At 67.1% G+C, this 14384-nt stretch carries 12 protein-coding genes; 9 read left to right on the forward strand and 3 right to left on the reverse strand.

All coding sequences use genetic code 11. The annotated features are described in order from the left end of the window. The first annotated feature begins 111 nt into the window (after window positions 1-111). Window positions 112-504, forward strand: coding sequence for a nuclear transport factor 2 family protein (locus RUGAMON1_RS24775; protein WP_445233020.1), 393 nt, complete (start codon window positions 112-114; stop codon window positions 502-504). A 6-nt stretch (window positions 505-510) separates the two neighbouring features. Here RUGAMON1_RS24775 and RUGAMON1_RS24780 read toward each other — a convergent pair whose 3' ends face one another. Continuing rightward, window positions 511-1593, reverse strand: coding sequence for an ATP-binding protein (locus tag RUGAMON1_RS24780; RefSeq protein WP_445233153.1), 1083 nt, complete (start codon window positions 1591-1593; stop codon window positions 511-513). After that, window positions 1593-2306, reverse strand: a complete 714-nt coding sequence (locus tag RUGAMON1_RS24785; protein WP_445233021.1) for a response regulator — start codon at window positions 2304-2306, stop codon at window positions 1593-1595. Before RUGAMON1_RS24785 ends, RUGAMON1_RS24780 begins: the two co-directional genes overlap by 1 nt. 130 nt (window positions 2307-2436) lie before the next feature. On the opposite strand from RUGAMON1_RS24785, the gene RUGAMON1_RS24790 reads away from it, so the two are divergent. The 7 genes from RUGAMON1_RS24790 to RUGAMON1_RS24820 all read left to right on the forward strand — a co-directional run bounded on the left by RUGAMON1_RS24790 (window position 2437) and on the right by RUGAMON1_RS24820 (window position 10989). Then, window positions 2437-3591, forward strand: a complete 1155-nt coding sequence (locus RUGAMON1_RS24790) for an efflux RND transporter periplasmic adaptor subunit (protein ID WP_445233022.1) — start codon at window positions 2437-2439, stop codon at window positions 3589-3591. An 18-nt stretch (window positions 3592-3609) separates the two neighbouring features. Beyond that, on the forward strand, window positions 3610-6714 hold the full coding sequence (locus RUGAMON1_RS24795) for a multidrug efflux RND transporter permease subunit (protein WP_445233023.1): 3105 nt from the start codon (window positions 3610-3612) through the stop codon (window positions 6712-6714). After that, the gene (locus tag RUGAMON1_RS24800; protein ID WP_445233024.1) at window positions 6711-8114 is read left to right on the forward strand and encodes an efflux transporter outer membrane subunit; all 1404 of its coding nucleotides are present in this window, start codon (window positions 6711-6713) and stop codon (window positions 8112-8114) included. The genes RUGAMON1_RS24795 and RUGAMON1_RS24800 overlap by 4 nt, the downstream gene beginning before the upstream one ends. Window positions 8115-8193: 79 nt before the next feature. Then, on the forward strand, window positions 8194-8721 hold the full coding sequence (locus RUGAMON1_RS24805; protein WP_445233025.1) for a flavodoxin family protein: 528 nt from the start codon (window positions 8194-8196) through the stop codon (window positions 8719-8721). A gap of 27 nt (window positions 8722-8748) precedes the next feature. Continuing rightward, a complete protein-coding gene (locus RUGAMON1_RS24810) occupies window positions 8749-9225 on the forward strand; it encodes a pyridoxamine 5'-phosphate oxidase family protein (RefSeq protein WP_445233026.1) in 477 nt (158 codons plus the stop codon). 66 nt (window positions 9226-9291) lie between these two features. Then, window positions 9292-10134, forward strand: a complete 843-nt coding sequence (locus tag RUGAMON1_RS24815) for a universal stress protein (RefSeq protein WP_445233027.1) — start codon at window positions 9292-9294, stop codon at window positions 10132-10134. Between the two features lie 9 nt (window positions 10135-10143). Further along, on the forward strand, window positions 10144-10989 hold the full coding sequence (locus RUGAMON1_RS24820; protein WP_445233028.1) for a universal stress protein: 846 nt from the start codon (window positions 10144-10146) through the stop codon (window positions 10987-10989). 13 nt (window positions 10990-11002) lie between these two features. Here the strand turns inward: RUGAMON1_RS24820 and RUGAMON1_RS24825 are convergent, their stop codons facing one another. Further along, window positions 11003-12748: a PHA/PHB synthase family protein gene (locus RUGAMON1_RS24825; protein ID WP_445233029.1), complete on the reverse strand. Its 1746-nt coding sequence runs from the start codon at window positions 12746-12748 to the stop codon at window positions 11003-11005. Window positions 12749-12875: 127 nt separating this feature from the next. Between RUGAMON1_RS24825 and RUGAMON1_RS24830 the strand changes: the two genes are divergently transcribed. Continuing rightward, window positions 12876-14279: a bifunctional enoyl-CoA hydratase/phosphate acetyltransferase gene (locus RUGAMON1_RS24830; protein WP_445233030.1), complete on the forward strand. Its 1404-nt coding sequence runs from the start codon at window positions 12876-12878 to the stop codon at window positions 14277-14279. Window positions 14280-14384: the final 105 nt, after the last annotated feature.

Raw genomic sequence — 14384 nt, forward strand, 5'->3', positions numbered from 1 at the left:
CGCGCACGCGGCCGGCAGCGATATTGCCGCCTGAGTATAGATGCTATCGGCGCGGCCCAGTCACAGCCGCGCCGCCGTCACGTAGGATGCGCTTTCAATAAGGAGACTCCTATGGATAACGCTCAAACATCCGAACCGCGTTTCAATGCCGAACAACTGGCGGTGCTGGAACCGATACAAAACTATTTCCAGGGCCATGCCCAGGATAACGCCGACTTCATGCGCAAGGCTTTCCTGCCGACCGCTCACATCGAATCGATGCGCGAAGGCGTGTTCACGTCGTGGCCGCTGGATGTGTATTGCGAGCGTTTCAAGGGCACGCCGGCTGCCGACGAGGCACAACGCCGCCGCACCACCGACTGGATCGAAGTGCACGGCAACGCCGCCTGCGCGCGCATCACGCTGGAGCATGGCGCGATGACTTTCGTCGACTACTTCGTGCTGCTCAAGACCGAGCAAGGCTGGAAGATCGCCAACAAGGCCTTCCACGGCCAAGCCACCTGAAGAGCGTCAACTAAGCGCGGGGCCTGGTATCGGCATCGGCCACGCGATTTCGAACATCGCACCGCCCGCATCGCCGCGCCGGTAGGAGGCGACGCCGCCGTGTGCCTCGGCAATCGCGCGCACCACCGCCAGACCCAAGCCGCTGCCGCCCACCGCGCCGGCGCGCGCATGCTCGCCCCGGTGGAAGGCGAGGAACAGCTTGCCTTCCAGTTCTTCATCGATGCCGGGACCGGCATCCTCCACCTGCAACAGATACTGCGCGCCCAGCACCCGCGTGCGGATGCGGATCACGCCCGGGTCCGCATAGCGGCCGGCGTTGTCCAGCAAGGCCAGCAGGATCTGCCGCATGCGCGCGGCGTCGCAGCAGATACGACCTTCCGCCAGGTCCAGCTCCAGCTTGTAGCCCGCAGCCTCCATCTGCGGCGCCAGCAGATGCGCGACATCGCGGATGGCGCCGGCCAGGTCGCAGTCGGCCAGCTCCAGCTTCAGGTGGCCGCTGTCGAACATGCTCAACATGCGCAGGTCGTCGATCAGGCGCGACAAGCCTTCCACCTGATGCAGCAAGCCGCGAAACTGTTTTTCATCGGGCTGGAACACGCCTTCGGCCAAGCCCTGCAGGCGGCCGCGCAGAATCGTCACCGGCGTGCGCAGTTCGTGGGCGATGGCGGCGTTCCACGTCACCATCTCGCGCTCCATGCGCTGCAAGCGTTCGGCCATGGCGTTGAAGTCGTCGACCAGCAAGGCGGTCTCTCCCAGCGAACGGTCGCCCGCCACGGCGCGCGCGGCCAGGTCGCCATGCGCCACGCGACGCACGCTGTCGGCCACCGAATTCAACGGCGCCAGGATGCGCCTGGCCAGACGCGCCGAGGCCCAGATCGCAAACACCAGCGCGACCATCGTGACCGACGCCATCCAGATCCATTCGGTGCTGGTGGGGATCATGTCGGTCGGGCCGGAGAGCAGATCCGGCCGGTACTCGATCACCAGCGCGTAGAACACGTAGGAGCCCAGCAGAACGACCAGCGTCATCCCCAGCGACACGGCCAGCATCGCCAGCGTGATCTGCCGGTTCAGGCCGGGACCGCGCATCATTCCGCATCCTCCAGCCGGTAGCCGACGCCGCGCAGGCTGGTCAGCACGCCGGTCAGGCCGCTGTCTTCCAGCTTCTTGCGCAACTTGCTGACGTGGCTGTCCACCGTGCGTTCCAGCGCGTTGCCCTCGGGCAGACAGGCAAGCAGCAACTCGGCGCGCGTGAACACCCGCTTGGGAGCGCGCGCCATATGGGTCAACAGGCGGAATTCGGTCAGCGTCAGGTTCAACGGCGCGCGCTGGCCGTTCACTTCGGCGCTGGCCTGATAGGTTTCCAGGTCGATCTCCAGCGGTCCGCAGCGCAGCACGCCGGCGGCCGGTCCGGCGTTGCGCGCGGCGGCGCGGCGCAGCACGGCGCCCACGCGCGCGGCCACCTCGGCCGGATTGAAGGGCTTGACCACATAATCGTCGGCGCCGATGCGCAGGCCCATCAGCTTGTCGATGTCCTGGTCGTGCGCGGTCAGCATGATGACCGGCGTGTCGCCGCGCTGACGCAGCTCGGACAGCACCTTCCAGCCGTCCACGCGCGGCATCTGCACGTCCAGCAGCACCAGGTCCGGCTTCAGGGACAGGTGCAGATCGAGCGCGATACGGCCGTCGGCCGCGTGCACGGTACGCAGGCCGTCGCGCGCCAGGTAGGCTTGCAGGATTTGGGCAATTTCGGATTCGTCCTCGGCGATCAGCACCAGCGGGGTTCCGGGAGAACTAGACATGAATGTATTGAAAATAAGTAACGATCTCCATCATATCTCCATATTTCCTCAATAGATAGGTCACGTTAGGTGTTTAAAGTTGCTAGTCCTGCATTCCCTCACGGAGGGAAAACACTTTGGACGACTAGCTATGCACATCACGAAGATTTCACCCAAGGCCTTGCTGTCCGGGCTGACCCTGTTGACCCTGGCCGCCTGCCACCAGGCGCCGCCCGACGAGGAGCCGCCGTCGCCGAAGGTCTCCACGCTGACCGTCGCCGCCGGCCCGGTGGAACTGGCCGAGGACCTGCCCGGCCGCGTCACCGCCTTCCGCACGGCGGAAATCCGGCCCCAGGTGGGCGGCATCATCCAGCGCCGCCTGTTCGAACAAGGCGCAGAAGTGAAGGCTGGCGCGCCGCTGTTCCAAATCCACACCGCCCCGTTCCAGGCCGACGCCGACACGGCGGCGGCCGCACTGCAACGCGCCGAAGCGGCACTGGTGCGTGCAAAACTCCAGGCCGAGCGCATCCGCCCGCTGGTGCAGGCCGACGCCGTCAGCCAGCAAGCCTATGACGACGCCGTCTCGCAACGCGACCAGGCCCAGGCCGACGTGGCGCAGGCCAAGGCCACGCTGGCGCGCCGCCGGCTCGACCTGGGCTACGCCACCGTCACGGCGCCGATTTCGGGCCGCATCGGCGAGGAGCTGGTGACCGAAGGCGCGCTGGTGGCGCAAACCGACGCCACGCCGATGGCCCGCATCCAGCAGATCGACCAGGTGTACGTGGATGTACGCCAGCCGGCCTCCATGCTGCGCACACTGCGCGGCGACGCCGCCCATCCGCCCAAGGCCTACATCCTGGACGGCAGCGGCAACAACTACGGCCTCGACGCGCGCATCCTGTTCTCCGGTATCAACGTCGATACCGGCACCGGCGACATGGTGCTGCGCATCCTGGTCGACAACCGCGACCGCCAACTGCTGCCCGGCATGTTCGTGCGCGCCCGCATCGCGCGCATGGCCGATGTCGACGGCATCCTGGTGCCGCAGCAAGCCGTGCTGCACGCGGGCGCCAGCCGCGTGTGGGTGGTGGGCGCCGGCAATAAGGCCGTGCTGCGCGACGTCAAGCTGGGCGGCATGGTCGGCCACAACTACTTCATCACCCAGGGGCTGAAGGCCGGCGAGAAGATCGCGGTCGAAGGCCTGGACCGCATCCAGCCCGACACCAAACTGGATATCACGCCATGGAAGCGCGCGCCTGTCACCACCGCCGCTACCGCCATGGCCAGCGCGCCAGCGCAGCGCTGATACTGCAAGGATTACGTCATGCCTCAATTTTTCATCGACCGCCCCATCTTCGGCTGGGTGATCGCCATCTTCATCGTCCTGTTCGGACTGATCGCCATCCCGCAATTGCCGGTTGAACGTTACCCGTCGGTGGCGCCGCCCAGCGTCAGCATCAGCGCCAGCTATCCCGGCGCCACGCCGCAGACCATGAACGACGCCGTGGTCAGCCTGATCGAACGGGAACTGTCCAGCGTCAAGAACCTGCTGTACTTCGAATCGTCGGCCGACACCTCCGGTTCGGCGCAGATCACCGCCACCTTCAAGCCCGGCACAAATCCGGAGCTGGCCCAGGTGGACGTGCAAAACCGCCTCAAATCGGTCGAACCGCGCCTGCCGCAGGCGGTGCGCCAGAACGGCCTGTCGGTCGAATCGGCCGGTTCCGGCTTCCTGATGATCGTCGGCCTGAGCGCCAGCAACGGCAAGTACGACGAGATCGACCTGAGCGACTACATGGCCCGCAACGTGGTCGAGGAACTGCGCCGCATTCCCGGCGTGGGCCGCGTGCAGCTGTTCGGCGCCGAGAAGGCCATGCGCATCTGGGTCGATCCGGCCAAGCTGGTTTCCTACAAGCTGACCATGGGCGACCTGAGCACGGCCGTGGCCCAGCAAAACGCCCAGATCGCACCGGGCCGCATCGGCGACACGCCCACCCTGCCCGGCCAACGCGTGTCGATCCCGCTGACCGTGCAAGGCCAGCTGCAAACGCCGGAACAATTCGCCGCCATCGTGCTGCGCGCCAATCTGGACGGCTCCAAGGTCGTCATGGGCGACGTCGCCCGCGTCGAACTGGGCGCGCAGAACTACGCCAGCGCCACGCGCGAGAACGGCCGCGCCGCCACCGGCGCCGCGGTACAGTTGTCGCCGGGCGCCAACGCGGTCAAGACGGCGCAGGCCGTGCGCGAGCGCATGCAAGAACTGAGCAAGACCCTGCCGGCCGGCATCACCTACTCGGTGCCTTTCGATACCGCGCCCTTCGTCAAGATCTCCATCGAAAAAGTGGTGCACACGCTGCTGGAAGCGATGGTGCTGGTGTTCCTGGTGATGTACCTGTTCCTGCAAAAGATACGCTACACGCTGATCCCGGCGATCGTCGCGCCGATCGCGCTGCTGGGCACCTTTGCCATCATGCTGTTGCTGGGGTTCTCGGTCAACGTGCTGACCATGTTCGGCATGGTGCTGGCCATCGGCATCATCGTCGACGACGCCATCGTGGTGGTCGAGAACGTCGAGCGCCTGATGGCGACCGAAGGCTTGTCGCCCAAGGCCGCCACGTCGAAGGCGATGCGCGAGATCACCGGCGCCGTCATCGGCATCACGCTGGTGCTGACGGCGGTATTCATCCCGATGGCGTTCGCCAGCGGCTCGGTGGGCGCCATCTATCGCCAGTTCACGCTGTCGATGGCGGTCTCCATCCTGTTTTCCGCCTTCCTCGCGCTGACCTTGACGCCGGCCCTGTGCGCCACGCTGCTCAAGCCGGTCGATCCGCCACATCACGAGAAGAGCGGCTTCTTCGGCTGGTTCAACCGCAAGTTTGACCGCATGAACGTCCGCTACGAAAGCGGCGTGGCGCGCATCGTCAAACGCTCGGGCCGCGTGATGCTGACGTTCGCCGTGCTGGTCGGCCTGCTGGCCTTCGGCTTCCGTCTGCTGCCGGCGTCCTTCCTGCCGGAGGAAGACCAGGGCTATTTCATTACCTCGATCCAGCTGCCGTCCGACGCCAGCACCGAACGCACGCTCGACATCGTCAAGCAGTTCGAGGATCACCTGGTGACCCGCCACGGCATCAGCAACAACCAGTCGATACTCGGCTGGAGCTTTACCGGCAGCGGCCCGAACGCGGCCATCGCCTTCACCATGCTGAAGGACTGGGACAAGCGCGACGGCGCCACCGTGCAGCAAGAGGTGGAGCTGGCCCAGGCGGCCATGTCGCAGACCAACGAGGGCATGGTGATGAGCGTGATGCCGCCCGCCATCGACGATCTCGGTAACTCGTCGGGCTTCTCGCTGCGGTTGCAAGACCGCGCCAACCAGGGCGACGCCGCGCTGAAGGCGGCGCAGAACAAGCTGCTGGAACTGGCCGCCCACAGCAAGCTGGTCGCTGGCGTCTATCCCGAAGGCCTGCCGAACGGCGCCAGCATCCAGCTCGACATCGACCGCCAGAAAGCGGAAGCGCTGGGCGTGGCTTTCACCAGCATCAGCGAGATGCTGTCGGCCGCGATGGGTTCTCAGTACGTGAACGACTTCCCCAACCACGGCCGCATGCAGCAGGTGATCATCCAGGCCGACGCCGGCGCCCGCATGCAGCTGGACGACGTGCTGCGCCTGCATGTGCGCAACGCGGCCGGCGGCATGGTGCGGCTGAGCGAAGTGGTCACGCCGCAGTGGCGCGACACGCCGCTGCAAATGGTGCGCTACCAGGGTTATCCGTCGGCGCGCATCGGCGGCAGCGCCGCGCCCGGCACGTCCAGCGGCGAGGCCATGGCGGAGATGGAGCGTCTGGCCAGGCAGCTGCCGCCCGGTTACGCGGTCGAGTGGACCGGCATCTCGCTGCAGGAGAAGCAGTCCGCCGCGCAGGCGCCGATGCTGATGGCGCTGTCGATGCTGGTGGTGTTCCTGGTGCTGGCGGCGCTGTACGAGAGCTGGTCGATACCGTTGTCGGTGATGCTGGTGGTGCCGCTGGGCCTGATCGGCTGCGTGGCCGCCGTGCTGATACGCGGCTTGCCGAATGACGTGTTCTTCAAGGTCGGCATGATCACGGTGATCGGCCTGTCCGCCAAGAACGCGATCCTGATCATCGAGTTCGCCAAGCAGATGCACCAGGATGGCAAGGGCCTGCTGGAATCGGCCATCGAAGCGGCGCGGCTGCGCTTGCGTCCTATCCTGATGACCTCGCTGGCCTTCGCGCTGGGCGTGCTGCCGCTGATGCTGGCCGGCGGCGCCAGCTCGGAGACCCAGCACGCGATCGGTACCGGCGTGTTCGGCGGCATGGTCACCGCGACCATTCTGGCGATCTTCTTCGTGCCGGTGTTTTATGTGTTTGTGCTGGGTCTCGTTGAACGATACACAGTGAAGGAAGCATCATGAGAAAAATCCACATCCGGGCGGCGCTGACGCTGGCCTTGACCCTGCCGCTGCTGCTGGGCGGCTGTTCGCTGACGCCCGTCCTGGAAAAGCCCGCAGCGCCGCTGCCCGATAGTTATGGCACGGCCGCCGGCACGGCCGCCAGCGGCGCCGATCTCGGCTGGCAATCGATGTTCGGCGATCCGCGCCTGCAAGCCCTGATCGACCTGGCGCTGAAAAACAACCGCGACCTGCGGCTGGCCCTGCTCAACGTGCAGTCCGTGCGCGCGCAGTTCGACATTCAGGACAGCGCCCGCCTGCCGACCGTGAACGCCACCGCCGGCCTGGTGAAGCAGCGCAGCGCCGCCAACGGCGCGGTCGCGGCCTCGGTCGATAGCCAGAAGTCCGCCGGTCTCGGCATCAGCGCGTTCGAGCTCGACTTGTTCGGCCGCGTGGCCGCGCTGTCCGAGGCGGCGTTCGCGCGCTATCTCGCCAGCGACGAGAACCGGCGCGCCGTGCAGATCGCGCTGGTCGGCGCAGTCGCGGACGCCTACTTCGCCCAGCGCCTGGCCGAAGAACAGCTGCAACTGACCGAACGCACGCTGGCCGACTGGCAACGCTCACTGGAACTGGCCCAGCAGTTGAAAGCCGCCCGCCAGCGCAGCGGCCTGGACGTCGCCGAGGCGGAAGGCCAAGTCGCCACTGCGCAGGCGGACCGCGAAGCGCGCCTGCGCGCGGTGGCGCTGGCCGGCAATGCGCTGGATCTGCTGACCGGCATGCACGCGCCAGGCGGCCTGCCGGGCGGCATCGCGCTGGACCGGCAGCCAGTGCTGGTGCAACTGCCGGCCGGCCTGCCGTCCGAGCTGCTGACGCGCCGTCCCGACATCCGCCAGGCCGAACAGGCACTGGTGGCCGCCAACGCCGACATCGGCGCGGCGAAGGCCGCGTTCTTCCCACAGATCTCGCTGACGGCCAGCCTCGGCTACGCAAGCCCGTCGCTGTCCGGCATGTTCGACAGCAGCCAGCGGACCTGGTCGTTCGCGCCGCAGATCACGCAGCCGCTGTTCAACCACGGCAAGCTGCGCTCGGAACTGCGGCTGGCGGAACTGCGCAAATCCGCCGCCGTGGCGGAGTACGAAAAGGCCGTGCAAACCGCCTTCCGCGAAGTGGCGGACGGACTGGCCGGGCGCGCCACCTACGGCCGCCAGATCGAAGCGCAGACCCGCGTGGTCGGCAGCGCCGAACGGCGCCTGGCCTTGTCCCGGCTGCGCTACGACGCCGGTCAGGACAGCCGCCTGGAGCTGCTGGACGCGCAGCGCCTGTTGTACGCCGCCCAGCAAACCCTGCTGGAACTGCGGCGCAACGAGTTCGGCAACGCCGTGGCGCTGTACAAGGCGCTGGGCGGCGGCTTGAACGCGGGCTAAGGCCGCCGGCGGCGGAACTGTGGTGCGGCCCGGGAGTCTAACTGTCTAGCCTCACCACAGTACCGAGCAAGGAGCTGCCATGAAACTGGTTCTGATCGTGTATTACTCCCGCACCGAAGTCACCGCCAAGGTGGCCACCGAGCTGGCCCGGGCCTGCGGCGCGGATCTGGAACGGATACAAGACCTGCGTCCGCGCGCAGGGATCACGGGCTATCTGCGCTCGGCCTGGCAAGCATTGCGCGCCACGCCGGCCGAGATCACCCCTGCAACGCGCAACCCGGCCGACTATGCCTTCGTCATACTCGGCACGCCAGTTTGGGCGGGACGCATGAGCGCCCCCATGCGCAGCTACATCCTGCAACAGCGCGCCCATTTCCGCCGCATCGGCCTATTCTGCACCATGGGCGGCAGCGGCGGCCAGGACGTGCTGAGCGCGATGGCCGATCTGTGCAACAAACTGCCGGTCGCCAGCATGTGCCTGCGCCAGAAGGACGTGCTCGCGGATGACTATCGCACCGCGCTGACCAGCTTTGCCAACGAACTGGCCGTGCTGCAGGACAGCGAACTGCAGTCCGCGGCTGCCGAGGCGGTGGCAAAGCCGTCCTGATCCATCTTTCACGACACTGGAAAAGCCATGCAAGCACTGGACCGCACCCACCGCCAATTCATCCTCAACCTGCTCGCCGCCACGCATGACATGACGCTGGCCACGGTGCGCCCGGACGGTTTTCCGCAAGCGACCGTGATCAGCTTCGTCAACGACGGCCTGACGCTGTACGCAGGCATCGGCCTCGACAGCCAGAAGGCGCACAACATCCGCCAGAACGACAAAGTGTCCGCCACCATCACGCCGCCGTATGATGACTGGCGCCACATCCGCGGCCTGTCGCTGGCCGGCCATGCCGCCATCGTCGCCGGCGCCGAGGAGACGGCGCACGCGGCCGACCTGATGCTGTTCCGCTTTCCCCAGTTGCGCCAACTGGTGCCGGGCAACGGCCCCACCTGGCCGGGTGCAGTCTTCATGCGCATCGTACCGTCGATTATTTCCGTCCTCGACTACGAGCTGGGCTTCGGCCACACCGCACTCTTTGAGGTATTGCCGGATATTTGATTCAGATCATATATTTTGCGGATACCGTTTGTTAGCCTGAGTTTTTCACCTGTTCAGGAGAACGTCATGTCCTACAAAAGCATCCTCGTCCACGTCGACAACTCGGACCACGCCCCGGAGCGCATCGCCTTGGCCGCCCGTCTGGCACGCCAGCACGACGCGCACCTGATCGGCGCGGCCGCCACCGGGATCGCCGGGGAGCTGCTCCGCTCCAGCGCCATGATGTATGCCGGCATGGTGCCGCAGGATCAGCTTGATGAACTGGTCAGCAACGCAGAGCAGGCGTTGACCAAGTTTGAAACCCAGGCCCGCGCGGCCGACGTGCGCTACGAGCGCCGCATCAGCGACGACGATCCCGAGGATGGCCTGGTGCTCCAGGCCCGCTACGCCGACCTGGTGGTGCTCAGCCAGAGCGAGCCGGGCGACGAAGGCCTGCTGATGGGCCCCGGACTGGCCGCCCACCTGGCGCTGAACGGCGGCCGGCCGGTGCTGGTGGTGCCGTATGCCGGCACATACCCGCATATGGACCGGCACGCGCTGGTGGCCTGGGACGGCAGCCGTTCCGCCACCCGCGCCGTCACCGACGCGCTGCCCCTGCTGCGCCGCAGCGCCCGCGTGACGCTGGCGGTATTCGATGCGGAACACCAGTACGGCGTGCACGGCGCCGAGCCGGGCGCCGATATCGCATTGTTCCTGGCCCGCCACGGCGTCAAGGTCGAGGTGTCGCAGCAGCCCAAGCCGGAAGGCGCAAGCGTGGGCGAAGCACTGCTGTCGCTGTCGGCCGATCTCGGCGCCGACCTGCTGGTGATGGGCGCCTACGGCCACCTGCGCTGGCGCGAGACTGTGCTGGGCGGCGTCACCCGCACGCTGCTGGCGTCGATGACGCTGCCTGTACTGATGTCGCACTGAGGCCCGGCCATGAGCTATAAAACCATCGTCGTGCACTGCGACCAGTCGCCGCACGCGGCCGGCCGCTACGCGCTCGCGGCCAAGGTCGCCCTGGCCACCGGCGCCCACCTGACCGGTGTCGCGCTGACCGGCATTTCGCGCTATGCGGAATGGAACGACAGCCTCGGCGCCTGGCCGCTGCCGCCGCATGTGCTGGACCACCTGCGCCGCCAGGCCGCCGCCGCGCTGTCCAACTTCGAGCGCGACGTCGCCGCCGCGGGCGTCGAACTATGGTCCAGCAGCCTGTGCGAGGACGACGCCGAAAGCGGCTTGATACTGCACGCCCGCTATGCCGACCTGCTGGTGCTGAGCCAGACCGATCCCGGCGACATCCAGTTCGGGATCAGCCGCCCCTTGCCGCCGGAGCTGTTGCTGCAAGGCGGCCGCCCGCTGCTGCTGGCGCCGACCTCGGCCGCTGCCGCCAGCGCGCAGGAAGCCATCCGCCATCCACTGCTGGCCTGGGATGGCAGCGCGCAGGCGGCACGCGCCTTCAGCGACGCCCTGCCCCTGCTGCGCCTGGCCGAACGCGTCACGCTGCTGGTGCTCAATGCGGACCGCGACCCGGCCCGCCACGGCGCCGAACCGGGCGCCGACATGGCGTTATTCCTGTCCCGCCACGGCGTGCAGGTGGACGTCATGCGCGAGTTCACCACGGTGGAAATCGGCCCGGCCCTGTTGTGCGCCGCAGCCGAACGGCGCTGCGACCTGCTGGTGATGGGCGGCTACGGCCACCGCCGCCTGCATGAAACCTTGCTGGGCGGCGCCACCCGCAGCATCTTGCGCGAGATGACGCTGCCGGTGCTGATCTCGCACTGAGACCAGCCCCGCCTCAATGCTGCAGCACGAAGTTGCCTGGCGCCGGACCCAATACCCGGCCCAGGCCCATCGCCGGCGGCGCCACGCGTTTCCGCTCCCCATGGCGCACCAGCCATTGCTGCCAATGCGGCCACCATGAGCCTTCGGTGCGCTCGGCGCTGTTCAGCCATTCGTCCGCACTGCTGTAGCCCGCCGCCGTGTTGGCGGGGTGGCTGCGGTAGCTGCGGTTGGCGTGACCGGGCTCGGAAACGATGCCGGCGTTGTGCCCGCCGGAGGCCAGCACGAAATCAATGGCCGCGCCGCTCAGCAAGTGGATCTTGTAGACCGAGCGCCATGGCGACACGTGGTCGCGCTCGGTCCCGACGACAAACATCGGCGTGCGGATGTCGGACAGCGCGATCGGCTTGCCCTGCGCCAGATAGCGTCCCTCGGCCAGGTCGTTGTGCAGGAACAGCCCGTGCAGGTACTCGCTGTGCATGCGGAACGGCAAGCGCGTGCTGTCGGCGTTCCAGGACATCAGGTCGTTCGGCGCGCTGCGCTCCCCCATCAGGTATTCGCGCATCATACGCGACCACACCAAGTCGCGCGCATGCAGCAGTTGGAAGGACGCGGCCATCTGGTCGCCGTCCAGATAGCCCTGGTCCCACATCAGCGCGTCCAGAAAAGCCAGTTCGCTGTCGTCGATGAACAGGCCCAGTTCGCCCGGCTCGCTGAAATCGGTCTGCGCCGCCAGCAGCGAAATCGAGGCCAGCTTGCCATGCTGGCCGTGCTCGCCCGAATCGATGGCGGCGGCGGCGATCGCCAGCAGCGTGCCACCCAGGCAATAACCCACCGCATGCACCGGCGCGCCGCCACCGAGCCGGTCGGCCTGCTCCAGCGCGGCAAACACGCCGTGTTGCAGATAGTCGTCCATGCCCATGTCGCGGTCGTGCTGGTCGGGATTGCGCCAGGACAACATCAACACCGTATGGCCTTGCTGCACCATGTAACGCACCAGCGAATTGTGCGGCGACAGGTCGAGGATGTAGTACTTCATGATCCACGACGGCACGATCAGCACCGGTTCCCGGTAGACCTGTTCGGTCTGCGGCGTGTACTGGATCAGTTCGATCAACTCGTTGCTGAAGATGACCTGGCCCGGCGTGACCGCCACATCCTGCCCCGGCACATAGCTCGGCCCGGTCGGTTCCGGCACCGCCATGTCCGGCGGCGCCAGGTGGCGGCACAAGTCCCTGCGCCAGTTGAGCGCGCCGTCGATCAGGCTGCGACCGCCGCTGGTCACCGCAGCCTGCAGCACTTCGGGATTGGTCCAGAGAAAATTCGACGGCGAATACATGTCCAACAGCTGGCGCGCGGTGAACTCCACCACCTGCGCATGGTGCGGCGCCACGCCGCGCACGCCGGTGGTGGCCGCGCGCCAAAACTGCTCGGCTTGCTTGAAGCTGTTCACATACTGCGAAAACGGCCATTGACGCCAGGCAAAATTATCGAAGCGCTTATCTTCGCCGGTGACGGGCGCGGCCGTCGCGGCCAGCGCGCCCAGGCATTGGGCCGCCAGCTCGGTGCGCTTGCCCGGCGAGACGGCCAGGTGCTGCCACCAGTCCTGGAACGCGAGCGACATCGCGATCGGCGACACGCCGCCGGTCAGCCGCGCCACCTGGCTTTGCAGGTACAGGTCGAGCGCGTTGCCGTCCTCCCTGACTGGCGGCGTCGACGCTGCCGCCGCGCCCGGAACTAATTTCAACTGTGCTTTATTCACATGCCCTCCTGAATTGACGATGCACAGATTATGGTTGGCGGGCGTCCCGGAAGTATTTGATATGGATCAAATACTTCCCCGTCCGCGCTCACTAGACTGCCCTGCATCGCCCACCATATCCCCTATCATGAACGAATCCGACGACATCATTGAAAACATCACCTACGACGAATTGCGGGTGGGCCAGAGCGCGCGCCTGAGCCGCACGCTGAGCAAGGACGACATCGCCGCCTTTGCCGCCGTGTCCGGCGACGTCAATCCCGCCCACGTCGATCCGGAGTATGCCGGCCATACGCTGTTCCACGGCGTGATCGCGCACGGCATGTGGGGCGCGGCGCTGATCTCGCGCCTGCTGGGCACCTGCCTGCCCGGCCCCGGCACGATCTACCTGGCGCAGACGCTGCAGTTCCTCAAGCCGGTGCGCATCGGCGACGAACTGCGCATCACCGCCACCGTGACCGCCATGGAGCCGGCCAAGAAACACGTGCTGCTCGATTGCGAGATCAAGAACCAGACCGGCGCCGTGGTGCTGACCGGCGTCGCCACGGTCATCGCGCCGAGCGAAAAGGTGCGCCGTCCGCGCATCCATTTGCCTTCGCTGAGCCTGTCCCAGGTGCACGCCAATTATGCCAGCCTGATGGAGGCTGCGGCGCCACTGTCGGCGGTGCGCTGCGCCGTGGTCCATCCCTGCGACGAAGCCTCCCTGCGCGGCGCCCTCGACGCCGCCAAGCACGGCCTGATCGTGCCGGTGTTGGTCGGCCCGCTGGCACGCCTGCGGGCGCTGGCCGAGGGCGCCGGACTGTCGCTGGACGGCATCGAACTGGCCGACGTGCCGCACAGCCATGCGGCCGCCGCGCGCGCCGCCGCCATGGCCGCCGCCGGCGAAGTGGAAATGTTGATGAAAGGAAGCCTGCATACCGACGAGCTGATGGCCGCCGTGCTGGCCATACCGGGGCTGCGCACCGCGCGCCGGCTGTCGCACGTGTTCCGGATCGAAGTGCCGCTGTACGACAAGGTGCTGTTGATCTCGGACGGCGCGCTCAACATCCAGCCCACGCTGGCGGACAAGGTCGACATCGTGCAGAACGCCATTGAACTGGCGCATGCGCTGGGCACGGCCGAGCCCAAGGTCGCCATCCTGTCGGCGGTGGAAACGGTGACGCCGAAAATCCCGTCCACGCTGGACGCGGCGGCCCTGTGCAAGATGGCCGAACGCGGCCAGATCAGCGGCGCCCTGCTGGACGGCCCGCTGGCCTTCGACAACGCCATCTCGCCGATGGCCGCGCGCGCCAAGGGCATCGTCTCGCAGGTGGCCGGCCATGCCGACATCCTGATCGCGCCCGACCTTGAGGCCGGCAACCTGCTGGCCAAGCAATTGGAGTACCTGGCCGGCGCCGCCGTCTGCGGCGTGGTGCTGGGGGCGGCCGTGCCGATCGCCCTGACCAGCCGCGCCGACGACGCCGCCGCCCGCACCGCCTCCGCGGCGCTGGCGCTGATGCTGGCCCATCGCTACCGCCAGCAACGGCCGTAAGCGGCGCCCCTGGGACGGCGGCCCCCGCCTGCCGCCGTCCATTTGTTGATTTTTGATCTACATCAATTACACGCGCTTGACTGTCGCCGTACACTGCATTCGCCG

Origin of the sequence: Duganella rhizosphaerae, from assembly GCF_040364205.1 — a bacterium.
GTDB classification, from domain to species: Bacteria; Pseudomonadota; Gammaproteobacteria; order Burkholderiales; family Burkholderiaceae_D; genus Rugamonas; species Rugamonas rhizosphaerae.